Here is a 13,828-nt window from a genome sequence, read left to right on the forward strand (position 1 = left end):
AGTCCTCCGATGACTTGAGGATCCGATGAGGGTTCGATGAGGGATCGACGCCGCACAGCCCTCAGACATCGGACCACTGCTAGCGTCGCGTTCATGCCCAATGTCGTGGATGCCCACCTCCAGGTGTGGAACCCGGACACGGTGCACTACCCCTGGATGACCGCGGAGAACGCAGGGGTGCACCGCACGTACCGGGTCCCGGACATCGAGGACCAGCTGGCCGACGAAGACGTCGCCTGGGTGGTCCTCGTGCAGGCCGCGGACAACCGCGCGGACTCCGAGCTCATGCTCTTCCAGGCGCTCTCGTCCCCCCGCGTCGCCGGGGTCGTGGCGTGGGTGCCCCTCGACGCCCCCGACGACGCCGCCAACCAGCTGGACAAGTGGCGACGGGAGCCCATCGTCGGCATCGGCCACCGGGGCCACGACGGTCGGGATCCCGACTGGCTGCTCGACGCGGCCGTCGACGACAGCCTCACGCTCCTCACCGAGCGTCGCCTGACCCTCGACCTCACCGCGCACACGCCGGCCGCCCTGGCCCACGTCGCGACCCTCGCCGAGAACCACCCCAAGCTCACGGTCGTCCTCGACCACCTCGGCTCTCCGCCGCTCGCCGCGCTGCGGGCGGGTGACCGGGACGCCTGGGCGCGCTGGTCCGCCCTGCTGGGCGCCGTCGCGCAGATGCCGAACGTCGTCGCCAAGCTGTCCGGCCTGACCACCGCGGCCGGTGCGGGCTGGACCCCGGACCACCTGCGGCCCGCCGTCGACCGCGCGCTGGAGGTGTTCGGCCCCGACCGCCTCATGCTCGGCAGCGACTGGCCGTACGCGCTCCTCGAGGGCGACTCGTACGCCCAGGTCTGGCACGGCCTGCGCTCGACCGTGGACCAGCTGGGTGACGAGGACCGTGCAGCGGTGCTCGGCGGGACGGCCACCCAGGTGTACGGGCTGCCGTTCGACTCGTTCTGACCGCGTGACCGCGTAAGTTCGCTCCGTGTCACGTTCCGATGACGTCGTCGACGGGGTCAAGCAGATGATCCTCGACGGACGGCTCCAGGCAGGACAGCGGCTGCCCGCCGAGAAGGAGCTCGCCGCCACCCTCGGCGTCTCCCGCGGCTCCCTGCGCGAAGGCGTCCACGCGCTCGGGACGCTCGGCATCCTCGAGTCGAGGCACGGCGACGGCACCTACGTGACGACGCTCGACCCCGCGCTGCTGCTCGCCCCCGTCGGCTTCGTCGCCGAGCTCCAGGATGACGCCGCCGCGTTCCACACCGTCCGCCGCATCCTCGAGACCGAAGCCGCCGGCCTCGCCGCGCTCCACGTCCAGGACGACTGCCTCGCACGCCTGCGCGCCGTCCTCGACGAGACCGCGCGCGCCCTGGTGGAGAGCCCCCTCGACCACGACCGGCTCGTCGACGCCGACCTGGCCTTCCACGAGGAGGTCGCCCGGGCATCCGGCAACCCCGTCCTCGCGGCGCTGGTCGTCGGCCTCGCCGGGCGGGCGTCCCGCACCCGGCTCTGGCGCGGGCTCTCCGACGAGGGCGCCGAGGACCGGGCGTTCGTCGAGCACGAAGCCATCCTCGCCGCCGTCGCCGCCCGCGACCCCGACCGTGCACGACTGCGGATGGCGACGCACCTGCTCGGCCTGGAGGACTCCGCGACGGGGGTCTGGTCGCGCTAGCGGCCGGGGGTCGAGTCGCGCAGGACGACCTGCGTCGGCACGTGCGTCAGTCGCGGCTCGTCGGACGTCTCTGCGAGCGCGAGCTCGGTCGCGGCGATCCCGATGTCGACCAGCGGGATCCGCACGGTCGTGAGGGCGGGGACGACGTCGCGCAGGGTCGAGATGTCGTCGAACCCCGCGAGCGCCACGTCCTCCGGTACCCGGATCCCCGCCTCGCGACCGGCCGCGAGCGCGCCGAGGGCCATGACGTCGTTGACCGCGAACACCAGCTCGGGCAGCTCGCCGCCGCGCAGGAGGGCGCGCATGGCGTCCTCGCCGCCCTCGTGCGTGAACGCGCTCGTGATGACCGCGTCGTCCGGCACCGGGCTGCCCAGCTCCGCGAGCGCCCCGCGGAACGCGTCGCGCCGCTCGCACGCGGTCAGGTGGTCGACGGGGCCGGCCAGGATGGCGAACCGGCGGTACCCGCGACCGTGCAGGGCCTTGGCCAGGTCCCCGGCGCCCTGCGCGTTGTCGACCACGATGCTGTCCACGCCCAGGATCGGCTGGCCGATGAGCGTCACGGACCCTCCGACCGACCGGTAGTCGGCCAGCGCTGCGCGCAGCTCGTCGTTGGTGGCCTCGTCGTCCAGGCGACCACCCGCGATGACGATCGCGCGCGCCCGCTGCCGCTTCAGCAGGTCGACCAGCCCGCTCTCGCGGCTCGGGTCGTGCTGGGTGCTCGCGAGCGTCACCTGCAGGCCTGCGCGGTCCGCCGCACGGGCGACACCCGCCGCGATCGAGGAGAAGTACGGGTCCGCGATGTCGTGCACCACGAGACCCAGCGACGTCGTGCGGCCCCGCGCCATCGCCTGGGCGTTCGCGTCCGGGGTGTACCGCAAGCGGGTCGCCGCCGCGAGCACCCGGTCGCGCAGGTCGGCGCGCACGGTGCGGTTGGCGCTGCCGTTGATCGCGCGGGAAGCGGTGGCGAGGGAGACGCCCGCCTCGCGCGCGACGTCACTGAGGGTCACGGATGCGGCCATGTGTGGAGGGTAGGCGCTTGCCGGGTGTCGGTGGCGCGTTCGGGGTGGGCACGCCGGTGCATTGCTCGGGAAAGCGGTATCCTGACGCAGTGACGACGCCGCTCAGCCTGGCCGACTGCGTTCTCGTGCTGCGACCCGACGACGATGTGGGCGTCGCGACGCGTGACCTCCAGTCCGGGACCGAGCTCGACACCCTGGTGGTCACCCAGAGCGTGCCACGCGGCCACAAGCTCGCCGTCCGGGCCGTGGCCGCGGGTTCGCCCGTGCACAAGTACGGGCAGTCGATCGGCCGTGCCACCCGGGACATCGCCGTCGGCGACCACGTCCACTCCCACAACCTCGGCATGGACGACGGCGAGCGCGCCTACGAGTTCGGCACCGCACGCGTGACCCTGCCTGTACCGGACGGACCCCAGCGCACGTTCCAGGGCTACGCCCGCAGCGACGGCCGGTGGGGTACCCGCAACTACGTCGGCATCGTCACCTCCGTGAACTGCTCCGCCTCGACCGCCCGGCTCATCGCCGACCAGTTCCGCGGCCGCGTCCTGGACGCCTACCCGCACGTCGACGGCGTCGTCGCCCTCACCCACGACACCGGCTGCGGCCTCGTGCCCACCAGCGAGGGCGCCCAGATCACCCGGCGCACCCTGCGCGGCTACGCCGACCACCCCAACATCGCCGGACTGCTCGTCCTCGGCCTCGGCTGCGAGATGATCCCCGCCGAGTCGCTCCTCGACGGCCTCGACCTGCCCGCCGACAAGCCCGTCACCACGCTCGTCATCCAGGAGACCGGCGGCATCCGCCGGACCGTCCGCGCCGGTGTCGAGGCCATCGAGAAGATGCTGCCCGCGATCGACGCGCTGCGGCGCACCCCCGCACCCGTCTCCGAGCTCGTGCTCGGCCTCAACTGCGGCGGGTCCGACGGCTACTCCGGCATCACCGCCAACCCCGCGCTCGGCCACGCGTCCGACCAGCTCGTCGCCCGCGGCGGCACCTCGATCCTCGCCGAGACCCCCGAGGTGTTCGGAGCCGAGCACCTCCTCCTGCGCCGCGCCGTCTCCCGTGACGTCGGGCAGAAGCTCCTCGACCGGCTCGACTGGTGGAAGGGCTACACCGCCGCCGGCGGCGGCACCATGGACAACAACCCCTCCCCCGGCAACAAGGCCGGTGGTCTGACGACCATCCTCGAGAAGTCGCTCGGCGCCGTCGCCAAGGGCGGCACCGCCGAGCTCGTCGAGGTCTACGAGTACGCCGAGCCCGTCACCGCCCGCGGCTTCACCTTCATGGACACCCCCGGGTACGACCCGGTGTCCGTCACCGGCCTCGTCGCCGGCGGCGCGACCGTCGTCGTGTTCACCACCGGCCGCGGGTCCGTCCTCGGCTGCAAGCCCACACCGTCCATCAAGGTCGCGACGAACACCGCCACCTACCTGCGGATGACCGAGGACATGGACCTCAACGCCGGACGCATCGTCGACGGCACCGCGACCGTCGCCTCCGTCGGCGAGGAGCTGTTCGAGCTGATCATCGCCGTCGCCTCCGGCCGTCAGACCGTCTCCGAGGAGCTCGACCTCGGGTCCGACGAGTTCGTCCCCTGGCAGCTCGGCGCCGTCACCTGACCTGATGCTGTGCTCGGTGGGCACCTGACGGCCGTCGGACCGCAGCCCTCGACGCACGGCCTGCCGCGCATGCACGCCCGCGCCGTCCTCGGCGGCGCCGACCTCCGTCGGGACGGCACCGGCGTACCCGGACCTATCGTCGGAGACCCACCATCACGAGGTGCACCCCCGCCGCGACGGCTTCGGCGTACCCGGACGTATCGTCGGAGACCCACCATCGAGAGGCGCTGTGATGAAGTTCGTGCTCGAGGTCGACCTGTCCGCCGGGGCGGTCGCCGACGCCCCGCTCGAGGAGCTCGGCCGGATCCTGCGCTACTGGGCCGGGAACGTGAAGCACTATCCCCTCGAGCCGGGGTCCGGCGAGACGATCTCCGACTCGACCTACGCGCCCGTGGGGACCTGGACGATCACGGCCGCAACCACGCCGACCGACTGACGCGCGGGCGGATCGCCCGACGACGACTGCTCAGTCGTCGAGCCACCGCAGGACCGTGCGCCCGAAGGCACCCACCAGGGCGAGGCGCGACGTGATGCCGCACGACCGGCACACGAGCGCGTGGTTCACCCACGGCATGCCGTCCATCTGGTCGATCCCCGCGACCTCGAGCGTCAGCGCCCGGCACCGCGGGCAGTGCAGCTGACCCTCAGGGTCCAGCTCGAGTGATGCTCCAGGCATCGCTGACGGCAGTCTCGAGTGGCTCACGGGTACCTCCGGGGGTCGTGCTGAGGGTGCGGATGCTGGCCCAAGTGCACCACGAGGGCACGGGGGTGCGCCCGTTGGTCCACATCGCCACGCGGCTCCATGTCGGTCCCTGTGGGTCGATGTCGGCGGGTCGGCGCCATCGAGGCCGCCACGAGCGCGACCACCCGCTCAGGTGTCGGGGCTCGGACCACGTCCGCGACCTCCGGGCGGGCCGTGGTGGTCAGCGGTCGACGCGGGCTCCGCCGCCACCGGCGAGCTTGAGCACCTCGGCCTTGCTGACCATGGTCGTGTCGCCCGGTGTCGTCATCGCCAGGGCACCGTGCGCGGCGCCGTACTCGACGGCGGTCTGCAGGTCCTCACCGGCGAGGAGTCCGTACGCCAGGCCGGACGCGAACGAGTCGCCGCCCCCGACCCGGTCGAGGATCTCCAGACGCTCCCGGTGCGTGGCACTGACCAGCCCTGTGCCCTTCGACCAGGCGATGGCTCCCCAGTCGTTGACCGTCGCCGAGTGGACCGTTCGCAGCGTCGTGGCGATGACCTGGAAGTTCGGGTACGCCTCGGCCACGCGGTCGATCATCGCGGCGAACGACGAGAGCTCCAGCGCCGACAGGTTCTCGTCGACACCTTCCACCTCGAAGCCGAGCGAGGCGGTGAAGTCCTCCTCGTTGCCGATCATGACGTCGATGTGCGGGGCGATCGCCCGGTTGACCTCCTGCGCGCGAGCCTGCCCACCGACGGCCTTCCAGAGGCTCGGTCGGTAGTTCAGGTCGTAGCTGACGACGGTGCCGTGCTTGTGTGCGACCGTGACGGCCTCGATCACGGTCTCGGCAGCAGTGTCGGAGAGCGCCGCGAAGATGCCGCCGGTGTGGAACCACCGCACCCCGAGCTCACCGAAGAGGTGCTCCCAGTCGACGTCCCCGGGTGCCAGCTGCGCCGCGGCGGTGTGCCCACGGTCGCTCACGCCGACCGCGCCACGGACACCGAAGCCACGCTCGGTGAAGTTGAGCCCGTTGCGGACCTGACGGCCGATGCCGTCGTAGGGCACCCACCGGATGAACGAGGTGTCCAGCCCGCCGGTCAGGATCAGGTCCTCGACCAGCCGACCGACCTCGTTGTCCGCGAGCGCGGTGACGATCGCGGTGCGCAGCCCGAACGCACGGCGCAGCCCGCGGGACACGTTGTACTCGCCGCCACCCTCCCAGGCCCGGAACGACCGGGCGGTGCGGATGCGACCCTCGCCGGGGTCGAGGCGGAGCATGACCTCGCCGAGGGAGACGGCGTCGTAGCGTGTCTCGCCCGCGGGGCGGATGACCAGGTCGGACATGAGCGGTGTTCCTTCGCGATCGAGGTCAGGGGTGGGCGACGAGGCTGACGGCTTCGGCCGTGAGGTCCCGGACGGCGTCGAGGTCGCCGCCACGGATGAGGTCACGGGGAACCATCCAGGAACCACCGACGGCACGGACCGAGGGCAGCGCCAGGTACTCCGCGAGGTTGGCGGGCCCGATGCCGCCCGTCGGGACGAACCCGACGTCGCCGAACGGAGCAGCGAGCGCGGCGACCGCCTTGGCGCCGCCCGAGGTGCCGGCGGGGAAGAACTTCACGGTGGTCAGGCCGAGCTCGAGGGCAGCCTGGACCTCGGTGGCCGTGACGGCGCCGGGCAGGGCGAGGATGCCGTGCTCCTGGCAGCGCTCGACGACCGCGCGGCTCGTGCCGGGCGAGACGACGTAGGACGCGCCCGCGGCCACGGCGTCGTCGACCTGCTTCGGGGTGAGCACCGTGCCCGCGCCCACGAGGACGTCACCCCGCGCGGCGATCGCACGGATCGCGTCGGCTGCGGCCGCGGTGCGGAAGGTGACCTCCGCGACGGGGAGCCCCCCGTCGACGAGAGCCTGCGCCAGCGCGTCGGCGTGCGAGGCGTCGTCGATCACGACGACGGGGACCAGGCGGTGCGCCGCGAGGCGCTCCAGGATGTCGCTCACTTGTGCTCCTTCGCACCGTGCTCGGACCCGCTCGACCGCGGGAAAGCGTTTGCCGTGTGGGGTGGAGCATACGCCTCACGCGGGATGCGGTAGGCGAGATCGACAGCAGTCTCGATCGCCTCGTCGGCGTCCAGCCGGTGCTCCGCGACGAGCCGGGCCAGGAAGCCGGCGTCGATGCGGCGCGCGAGGTCGTGTCGCGCGGGGATCGAGCAGAACGCGCGCGTGTCGTCGACGAACCCGGTCGTGTTCGCGAACCCGGCCGAGTCCGTGACCGCCTCGCGGAAGCGCCGCATCCCGTCCGGGGTGTCGAGGAACCACCACGGCGCGCCCAGCCGCACGGCGGGGTACACGCCCGCGATGGGCGCCAGCTCGCGGCTGAACGTGTCCTCGTCCACCGTGAACAGGACGAGCCGGAGACCGGGATGGTGTCCGAACGCCTCCAGCACCGGGCGCAGGGCGCGCACGTACTCGGTCGTCGTCGGGATGTCGTAGCCGACGTCCGGACCCCGCAGGTCGAGGACCGCGCGGTCGTGGTCACGCAGGACCCCCGGGTGCAGCTGCATGACCAGGCCGTCCTCGGCCGACATGCGGGCCATCTCGAACAGCATGTGACCTGAGAACGCCTGCGCGTCCGCCGCGGCGACGTCACCGCGCAGCGCCGCGGACACGATCCGCTCCGCCTCGGCACCGCTCAACGGGGTCGTGTCGGCGTGGAGGTGCCCGTGGTCCGTGGCGCGCGCGCCGGCCGCGACGAACGCGCGCCGGCGCTCCTCGAGCGCGCGCACCAGGTCGCGGTACCCGCTGATCGCCACCCCGGAACGCTCCTCGAGCAGGGCGACGTCCGCCCGCCACCCGGGACGGTCGACGTGCAGCAGCGCATCCGGCCGGAACGTCGGCACGATCCGGTCTCCCCAGCCGCGGTCCGCCAGGTCCGCGTGGTCGGCGAGGGTCGCGGTCGCCGCGTCCGTGGTCGCGAGGATCTCGATCCCGAACTCGTCGAAGAGAGCCAGCGGACGGAACGCCGGCTTCTCCAGGCGCTCGGACAGCAGGTCGTACAGCCTGTCGGCGGAGTCGGCGGAGGGCCGCTCCTCCAACCCGAACACCTCGACGAGGACGTGCTCCATCCAGTAGCGCGTGGGCGTGCCCCGGAACAGCGGCCAGTGCGTCGCGAAGGTCCGCCAGACCTCGCGCGGGTCCGCCACGACGCCCGGGCGATCCCGGCGCGGCACCCCGAGAGCGTCGTGCGGCACCCCCTGGGACACCAGCATGCGTACGAGGTAGTGGTCGGGCGTCACGAGCAGCGTCGCCGGGTCCGGGAACGGCTGGTCGCGCGCCAGGAGCCCCGCGTCGACGTGTCCGTGCATGGAGACGATCGGGAGCGTCGCGGTCGCGGCAAGGATCTCCCGAGCGATCGGACGCACGCCGGGGTCGCTGGGCAACGCCCGGTCGGGGTGCAACGACCACCCGGTCTCGCTCACCATCGGGATCCTCCTCGGAACAGCTGTGGTCCGCGCTCGGGAGGATTCCCCGATGACGCGCAGTGCAAACGCATTCATCGCACCCAACCAGGTGAAAGCGCTGACCACAAGCCCCACGGCTGAGGGATCCCGCATGTCGGGACGACACTTGCGGCGCGCTGACGTGCCATGCTGAAATCGCATTCATCCATCGAGGGGTCGAGACAAGGAGGGACTGTGGTGGTCACGCTGCGCGATGTCGCGCGAGCCGCTGGTGTCTCACCGGCGACGGCCTCCCGGGCGCTCAGCGCCCCCGATCTCGTCGCCCCCGCCCGCCGCGAGCACGTCCAGCAGGTCGCCCGCGACCTCGGCTACCGGCCCAACCGGGCCGCGCGGGAGCTCATCACCGGTCGCACGGGCAACCTCTGCCTCGTGGTGCCGGACCTCGAGAACCCCTTCTTCGCCGCCGTCGCCAAGGGAGTCCAGGCGCGCGCCCGTGCGCTCGGCTTCGCCCTGCTCGTCGCGGACGCCGAGGAGGACCCCCGCCTCGAGAGCGAGCTGGTGGGGCATCTCGGTGCACAGGTGGACGGCGTCATCCTCTGCTCACCGCGAATGACCGACGCCGAGCTCGACCGGCTCGGAAAGGACGTGCTCGACGACGACGTCCCGCTGCTGCTCGTCAACCGGCTGCACTCCGGACTGCCGTCCGTCGTCATCGACAACGCCGACGGCATCCGCCAGGCCGTGACCCACCTGTACGCCCTCGGGCACCGTCGGATCGGCTACGCGGGAGGCCCGGTCGGCTCGTGGTCCGACGCCCAGCGGCGGCGCGGGCTCGAGCACGCCTCGCACGGCCTGCGCAGCATCGACGTGGTCGACCTCGGACACTTCCCCCCGCTCTTCGGAGGCGGCGTGGCGGCGGGTGACCTCGTCGCAGCGAGCGGTGTCACCGCCGTCCTCGCGCACAACGACCTGCTCGCGCTCGGCATCCTGAGCAGGCTGCGCGCCCGGGGCGTACGCGTCCCCGAGGACGTCTCCGTCGTGGGGTACGACGACATCCCGGCGGCGACGCTGGTCTCGCCGGCACTCACCACCGTCACGGTCCCGCTGGCCCGCCTCGGCCGGGCCGCGGTCGACCTGCTCATCGAGGCGGGCTCCGTCCCGACGGCGACCGAGTCCGCGCTCGCGGCCGCTCTGACGGCAGCCGAGCGGACGCGCCACGCGACACCGCCGATCACGATCGGGACCACCGGCGCGGCAACCGCGCCACCCTCGGTGCTCATCGGGGTCGAGCTCGTGGTCCGCGCCTCCACCGGTGTGGCGTCGGCCCAGTCGTCGGAGGCACGCGGATGACCACCCACGACAGCGCGCCTCGGCTCTCGCGCGCGACCCTCAGCACCTCCGGGCTGCCGTCCGGGGTGCAGGCACCCGCCATCGACCCCGGTGACGTGAGCGTCGGGCTGGTCCACCTCGGCCTCGGCGCGTTCCACCGGGCGCACCAGGCCGTCTTCACCGAGGACGCCGCCGCGGCGTCGGGCGAGAACCGATGGGGCATCCTCGGCGTCACACAGCGCAGCGCCCGCGTCGTCGAGCAGCTCGCGCCGCAGGACGGCCTCTACGGCGTGCTGACCAAGGGCACCAACGAGACCTCGCTGCGACTCGTCGGATCGTTGCGCGACGTCGCGTTCCCCGGGACAGACACCCCCCGGGTGCTCACGACGATCGCCGCGCCGACCACGCACGTCGTGACCCTGACGGTCACGGAGAAGGGGTACCGGCGGGCGGCCGACGGTCGCCCGGACCTCGCGGACCCCGATCTGGTGGCCGACCTCGACGTGTTGGCCGCAGAGCTGCGCGGGGGCCGGAACGACGCCCCGGCCCGCTCGCCGCTCGGCCTGCTCCTGCGGGCCCTGGCCCTGCGGGCGAGGCAGGACGCCGGCAACCTCACCGTCGTCTGCTGCGACAACCTCGCCGACAACGGTGCCGTCCTGGCGGCGCTCGTCGCCGCCACCCTGGACGCCGTGCCGAACGGAGACCGGCTCCGGGAGTGGGTCGAGACGTCGGTGCGGTTCCCGGGCACGATGGTCGACCGGATCGTGCCTGCGACGACCGACGCACACCGCGCCGAGGCGCAGTCGCTGCTCGGACTGAGCGACGCAGGTCTGGTGATCGGCGAACCGTTCACGCAGTGGGTCATCCAGGACTCGTTCGCCGGGCCGCGCCCGGCCTGGGAGCGCGTCGGGGCGACGCTGACCGAGGACGTCGCGCCGTACGAGCGCGCCAAGCTGCGCGTCCTGAACGCCAGCCACTCGACCCTGGCCTATCTCGGAGCCCTGCGAGGGCACGCGACGATCGCGCAGGCGGTCGCCGACCCGGACCTGGAGGCGACCGTCCGGGCGCTCGTCGACGACGACGTCCTGCCCACGCTCGTCGCACCCGACGGGCTCGACCTCGCGCAGTACCGGGACGAAGTCCTGTCCCGGTTCGCCAACCCGAACACCGGGCACACCACCGTGCAGGTCGCCATGGACGGGTCCCAGAAGCTGCCGCAGCGGCTCCTGGGCACGGTCCGCGACCGCCTCGACAGCGGGGCGGTCCCCATCGCCGCCGCCGCGACCGTTGCCGCCTGGATCGCCTACGTGCGGGCGACCTCGCAGGGCGAGCTCGAGGTGGACGGTCGGCAGGTGGGCCTCGACGACCCGCTGGCGACGACGCTCGCGGCCGCCGCCGAGGGACCGCTCGACGCACTGGCCGACCGGATGCTCGACGTGCGGGCCGTGTTCGGTGACGACCTGGCCGGGTCGGACGCGTTCCGCTCGGCCGTCCGCGGCGCCGTCGGGGAGCTGCTGAGCATCCGGGCGTGACCCGGAGAGCCGGCCCTGGCGATCAGCTCTCGGCTCTGAGCTCTTGACGGGGTGGCGTTCCGGTAGGCTACGCTGGAAAGCGCATTCCACACTCCGACCGACACCGCGGTCCAGAACACTCGGAGCACTCATGACGACCCGCACCCTGCGCATCGGGATGAACGGCATCACCGGCCGGATGGGCTACCGCCAGCACCTCGTCCGCTCGATCCTGTCGATCCGCGACCAGGGCGGCGTCACGCTCGAGGACGGCACGCGCGTCCAGGTGGAGCCGATCCTCGTCGGCCGCAACGCCGACAAGGTCCGTGAGCTGGCCGAGCTGCACGGCGTGGAGCACTGGACGACGGACGCGGACTCCGTCATCAACGACCCGACGGTCGACATCTACTTCGACGCGCAGGTCACCAGCCGCCGCTACTCGGCGCTGACCGCGGCGATGAAGGCCGGCAAGCACATCTTCACGGAGAAGCCGACCGCCGAGACGCTGGCGGAGGCGATCGACCTCGCCCGCCTGCGCGAGACCACGGGCGTCACCGCGGGCGTCGTGCACGACAAGCTGTACCTGCCGGGTCTGGTCAAGCTGCGCCGGCTGGTGGACGAAGGCTTCTTCGGCCGGATCCTGTCGCTGCGCGGCGAGTTCGGCTACTGGGTGTTCGAGGGCGACGGCCAGGAGGCCCAGCGCCCCAGCTGGAACTACCGCAAGGAGGACGGCGGCGGCATCGTCGTCGACATGTTCTGCCACTGGAACTACGTGCTGGAAGGCATCCTCGGCACGGTCAAGACGGTGAACGCGCAGACCGCGACGCACATCCCGACGCGCTGGGACGAGCGCGGCGCCGCGTACGACGCCACGGCCGACGACGCCGCGTACGGGATCTTCGAGATCGAGACGCCCGGCGGCGACCCGGTGGTCGCGCAGATCAACTCCTCCTGGGCGGTGCGCGTGTACCGCGACGAGCTGGTCGAGTTCCAGATCGACGGCACGCACGGTTCGGCGGTCGCGGGACTGAACAAGTGCGTCGCCCAGCAGCGCGCGCACACCCCGAAGCCCGTGTGGAACCCGGACCTGCCGGTCACGGAGTCGTTCCGCGACCAGTGGCTCGAGGTGCCGGCCAACGGCGACCTGGACAACGGCTTCAAGCTGCAGTGGGAGGAGTTCCTGCGCGACGTCGTCGCGGGGCGCACCCACCGGTTCGACCTGCTGTCGGCCGCGCGTGGCGTGCAGCTGGCCGAGCTGGGGCTGCAGTCGTCGGCGGAGGGCCGTCGTCTCGACATCCCGACGATCACGCTGTGACCGCCCAGAGCGCCGACCTCTCTCGGCTGTCGCTCAACACGGCGACCACGAAGTCGTGGACCCTGCGCGAGGCCGTCGATGGTGCGGTGCGCGCAGGACTCCCGGCGATCGGTGTGTGGCGCGACCGCGTCCATGAGGCCGGGGTCGGCGAGTCCGCGAAGATCATCGCGGACGCCGGTCTGCGGGTCTCGTCGCTGTGCCGGGGCGGGTTCCTGACTGCGGACGACGACGCGGCTGCGACGGCTGCGCTCGACGACAACCGTCGCGCGATCGTCGAGGCGGCGACGCTCGGCACGCGCGAGCTGATCATGGTGGTCGGTGGCCTGCCTGCCGCGAGCGCGCCGGGCGGCCCGGCACTGCCGGGGACGGGTGGTCGCGACATCGTCGGCGCGCGCCAGCGTGTCGCGGACCGCATCGGGGAGCTCGCGCCGTTCGCGGCCGGGCACGGTGTCCGGCTGGTGCTGGAGCCGCTGCACCCGATCTTCGCGGCGGACCGGGCGGTCATCTCGACGCTCGGTCAGGCGCTCGACATCGCGGAGCCGTACCCGTCGGACGTCGTGGGCGTCGTCGTCGACACCTACCACGTGTGGTGGGACCCGGACCTGCAGCGCCAGATCGCCCGCGCGGGTGCCGCTGGCCGGATCGCGAGCTACCAGGTGTGCGACTGGACGCTCCCGCTGGCGGCAGACGCGCTGCTGTCCCGCGGGCACGTGGGCGACGGGTACGTCGACTTCGCGACGATCACGCGGTGGGTCGCCGAGACGGGGTACCGCGGCGACGTCGAGGTGGAGATCTTCAACCAGTCCATCTGGGACACCCCGGGCGACGAGACTGTCGCGACGCTGGCAGACCGGTACGTCCGGCTCGTCCTGCCGCACCTCTGAGTTCCGGGGACAGGCCCTCGTCGGTGGCGCTAGCGTGACCGGGCCGACCCGAGCAGGAGGACGCCATGGATGAGACGAGTCCCTTGTTGCCTTCCGGCTACGACGTGGCCTGGAGTGTCGCGATCGTCGTCGGGCCGCTGATCCTCGTGACGATCGTCGTTCTCGCCGTGGTGCTCTCGGTCCGGAAGGCCGCGGTGGCGAAGACCACCGACCTCGCTCCTGACCGGTCCGCGTCGGTGCGGCTCGCGGAGGCGCAGGACCTGTACCGGCGCGGGCTGATCACCGCGGACGAGCACGGGGAGATGCGGCAGCGCATCCTCGGCGAGGTCTGAGC

General features: G+C 72.5%; 14 protein-coding genes. 9 read left to right on the forward strand and 5 right to left on the reverse strand.

All coding sequences use genetic code 11. The features are described from left to right. The first annotated feature begins 93 nt into the window (after positions 1-93). A complete protein-coding gene (locus ASF78_RS19140; RefSeq protein ID WP_056593301.1) occupies positions 94-963 on the forward strand; it encodes an amidohydrolase in 870 nt (289 codons plus the stop codon). A gap of 25 nt (positions 964-988) precedes the next feature. Next, entirely contained in the window at positions 989-1,675 is a 687-nt protein-coding gene (locus tag ASF78_RS19145) for a FadR/GntR family transcriptional regulator (protein WP_056593303.1), read from the forward strand. On the opposite strand, the gene ASF78_RS19150 is transcribed toward ASF78_RS19145, so the two are convergent. Then, the gene (locus ASF78_RS19150) at positions 1,672-2,694 is read right to left on the reverse strand and encodes a LacI family DNA-binding transcriptional regulator (protein WP_056593304.1); all 1,023 of its coding nucleotides are present in this window, start codon (positions 2,692-2,694) and stop codon (positions 1,672-1,674) included. The genes ASF78_RS19145 and ASF78_RS19150 overlap by 4 nt on opposite strands. An 89-nt stretch (positions 2,695-2,783) precedes the next feature. Between ASF78_RS19150 and ASF78_RS19155 the strand changes: the two genes are divergently transcribed. Further along, positions 2,784-4,313 (forward strand): UxaA family hydrolase, encoded by a 1,530-nt coding sequence (locus ASF78_RS19155; RefSeq protein ID WP_056593307.1) that lies wholly within the window; start codon positions 2,784-2,786, stop codon positions 4,311-4,313. Positions 4,314-4,545: 232 nt separating this feature from the next. Then, positions 4,546-4,749 carry a hypothetical protein gene (locus ASF78_RS19160; RefSeq protein WP_056593309.1) on the forward strand — a complete coding sequence of 68 codons (204 nt, stop codon included), beginning with the start codon at positions 4,546-4,548 and terminating at the stop codon, positions 4,747-4,749. 30 nt (positions 4,750-4,779) lie between these two features. Here the strand turns inward: ASF78_RS19160 and ASF78_RS19165 are convergent, their stop codons facing one another. The 4 genes from ASF78_RS19165 to uxaC all read right to left on the reverse strand — a co-directional run bounded on the left by ASF78_RS19165 (position 4,780) and on the right by uxaC (position 8,476). Beyond that, positions 4,780-4,989, reverse strand: coding sequence for a hypothetical protein (locus tag ASF78_RS19165; protein WP_056593312.1), 210 nt, complete (start codon positions 4,987-4,989; stop codon positions 4,780-4,782). 247 nt (positions 4,990-5,236) lie between these two features. Further along, entirely contained in the window at positions 5,237-6,340 is a 1,104-nt protein-coding gene (locus tag ASF78_RS19170) for a sugar kinase (protein ID WP_056593314.1), read from the reverse strand. A gap of 25 nt (positions 6,341-6,365) precedes the next feature. Continuing rightward, complete coding sequence (gene eda / locus ASF78_RS19175) at positions 6,366-6,995, reverse strand: bifunctional 4-hydroxy-2-oxoglutarate aldolase/2-dehydro-3-deoxy-phosphogluconate aldolase (protein WP_056593317.1); 630 nt, start codon at positions 6,993-6,995, stop codon at positions 6,366-6,368. Beyond that, the gene (gene uxaC / locus ASF78_RS19180; protein WP_056593321.1) at positions 6,992-8,476 is read right to left on the reverse strand and encodes a glucuronate isomerase; all 1,485 of its coding nucleotides are present in this window, start codon (positions 8,474-8,476) and stop codon (positions 6,992-6,994) included. Before uxaC ends, eda begins: the two co-directional genes overlap by 4 nt. A 213-nt stretch (positions 8,477-8,689) precedes the next feature. On the opposite strand from uxaC, the gene ASF78_RS19185 reads away from it, so the two are divergent. The 5 genes from ASF78_RS19185 to ASF78_RS19205 all read left to right on the forward strand — a co-directional run bounded on the left by ASF78_RS19185 (position 8,690) and on the right by ASF78_RS19205 (position 13,826). Next, positions 8,690-9,805, forward strand: a complete 1,116-nt coding sequence (locus tag ASF78_RS19185) for a LacI family DNA-binding transcriptional regulator (protein WP_082495204.1) — start codon at positions 8,690-8,692, stop codon at positions 9,803-9,805. Beyond that, the gene (locus tag ASF78_RS19190; RefSeq protein ID WP_056593323.1) at positions 9,802-11,316 is read left to right on the forward strand and encodes a mannitol dehydrogenase family protein; all 1,515 of its coding nucleotides are present in this window, start codon (positions 9,802-9,804) and stop codon (positions 11,314-11,316) included. Before ASF78_RS19185 ends, ASF78_RS19190 begins: the two co-directional genes overlap by 4 nt. A gap of 130 nt (positions 11,317-11,446) precedes the next feature. Beyond that, the gene (locus ASF78_RS19195; RefSeq protein WP_056593327.1) at positions 11,447-12,610 is read left to right on the forward strand and encodes a Gfo/Idh/MocA family protein; all 1,164 of its coding nucleotides are present in this window, start codon (positions 11,447-11,449) and stop codon (positions 12,608-12,610) included. Then, positions 12,607-13,494 carry a sugar phosphate isomerase/epimerase gene (locus ASF78_RS19200; protein WP_056593330.1) on the forward strand — a complete coding sequence of 296 codons (888 nt, stop codon included), beginning with the start codon at positions 12,607-12,609 and terminating at the stop codon, positions 13,492-13,494. The genes ASF78_RS19195 and ASF78_RS19200 overlap by 4 nt, the downstream gene beginning before the upstream one ends. Before the next feature lie 65 nt (positions 13,495-13,559). Next, the gene (locus ASF78_RS19205; protein WP_156374241.1) at positions 13,560-13,826 is read left to right on the forward strand and encodes an SHOCT domain-containing protein; all 267 of its coding nucleotides are present in this window, start codon (positions 13,560-13,562) and stop codon (positions 13,824-13,826) included. The last annotated feature ends 2 nt before the right edge of the window (positions 13,827-13,828 follow it).

This window comes from Cellulomonas sp. Leaf334, assembly GCF_001424195.1.
Taxonomy (GTDB): Bacteria; Actinomycetota; Actinomycetes; order Actinomycetales; family Cellulomonadaceae; genus Cellulomonas.

What these genes read in the sequence shown, in the direction of transcription:
- ASF78_RS19170 (WP_056593314.1), bottom strand. Translation starts at nt 6,340, where the DNA reads ATGTCCGACCTGGTCATCCGCCCCGCGGGCGAGACACGCTACGACGCC.
- ASF78_RS19150 (WP_056593304.1), bottom strand. Translation starts at nt 2,694, where the DNA reads ATGGCCGCATCCGTGACCCTCAGTGACGTCGCGCGCGAGGCGGGCGTC.
- ASF78_RS19205 (WP_156374241.1), top strand. Translation starts at nt 13,560, where the DNA reads ATGGATGAGACGAGTCCCTTGTTGCCTTCCGGCTACGACGTGGCCTGG.
- ASF78_RS19140 (WP_056593301.1), top strand. Translation starts at nt 94, where the DNA reads ATGCCCAATGTCGTGGATGCCCACCTCCAGGTGTGGAACCCGGACACG.
- ASF78_RS19190 (WP_056593323.1), top strand. Translation starts at nt 9,802, where the DNA reads ATGACCACCCACGACAGCGCGCCTCGGCTCTCGCGCGCGACCCTCAGC.
- uxaC (WP_056593321.1), bottom strand. Translation starts at nt 8,476, where the DNA reads ATGGTGAGCGAGACCGGGTGGTCGTTGCACCCCGACCGGGCGTTGCCC.
- ASF78_RS19195 (WP_056593327.1), top strand. Translation starts at nt 11,447, where the DNA reads ATGACGACCCGCACCCTGCGCATCGGGATGAACGGCATCACCGGCCGG.
- ASF78_RS19160 (WP_056593309.1), top strand. Translation starts at nt 4,546, where the DNA reads ATGAAGTTCGTGCTCGAGGTCGACCTGTCCGCCGGGGCGGTCGCCGAC.
- ASF78_RS19165 (WP_056593312.1), bottom strand. Translation starts at nt 4,989, where the DNA reads ATGCCTGGAGCATCACTCGAGCTGGACCCTGAGGGTCAGCTGCACTGC.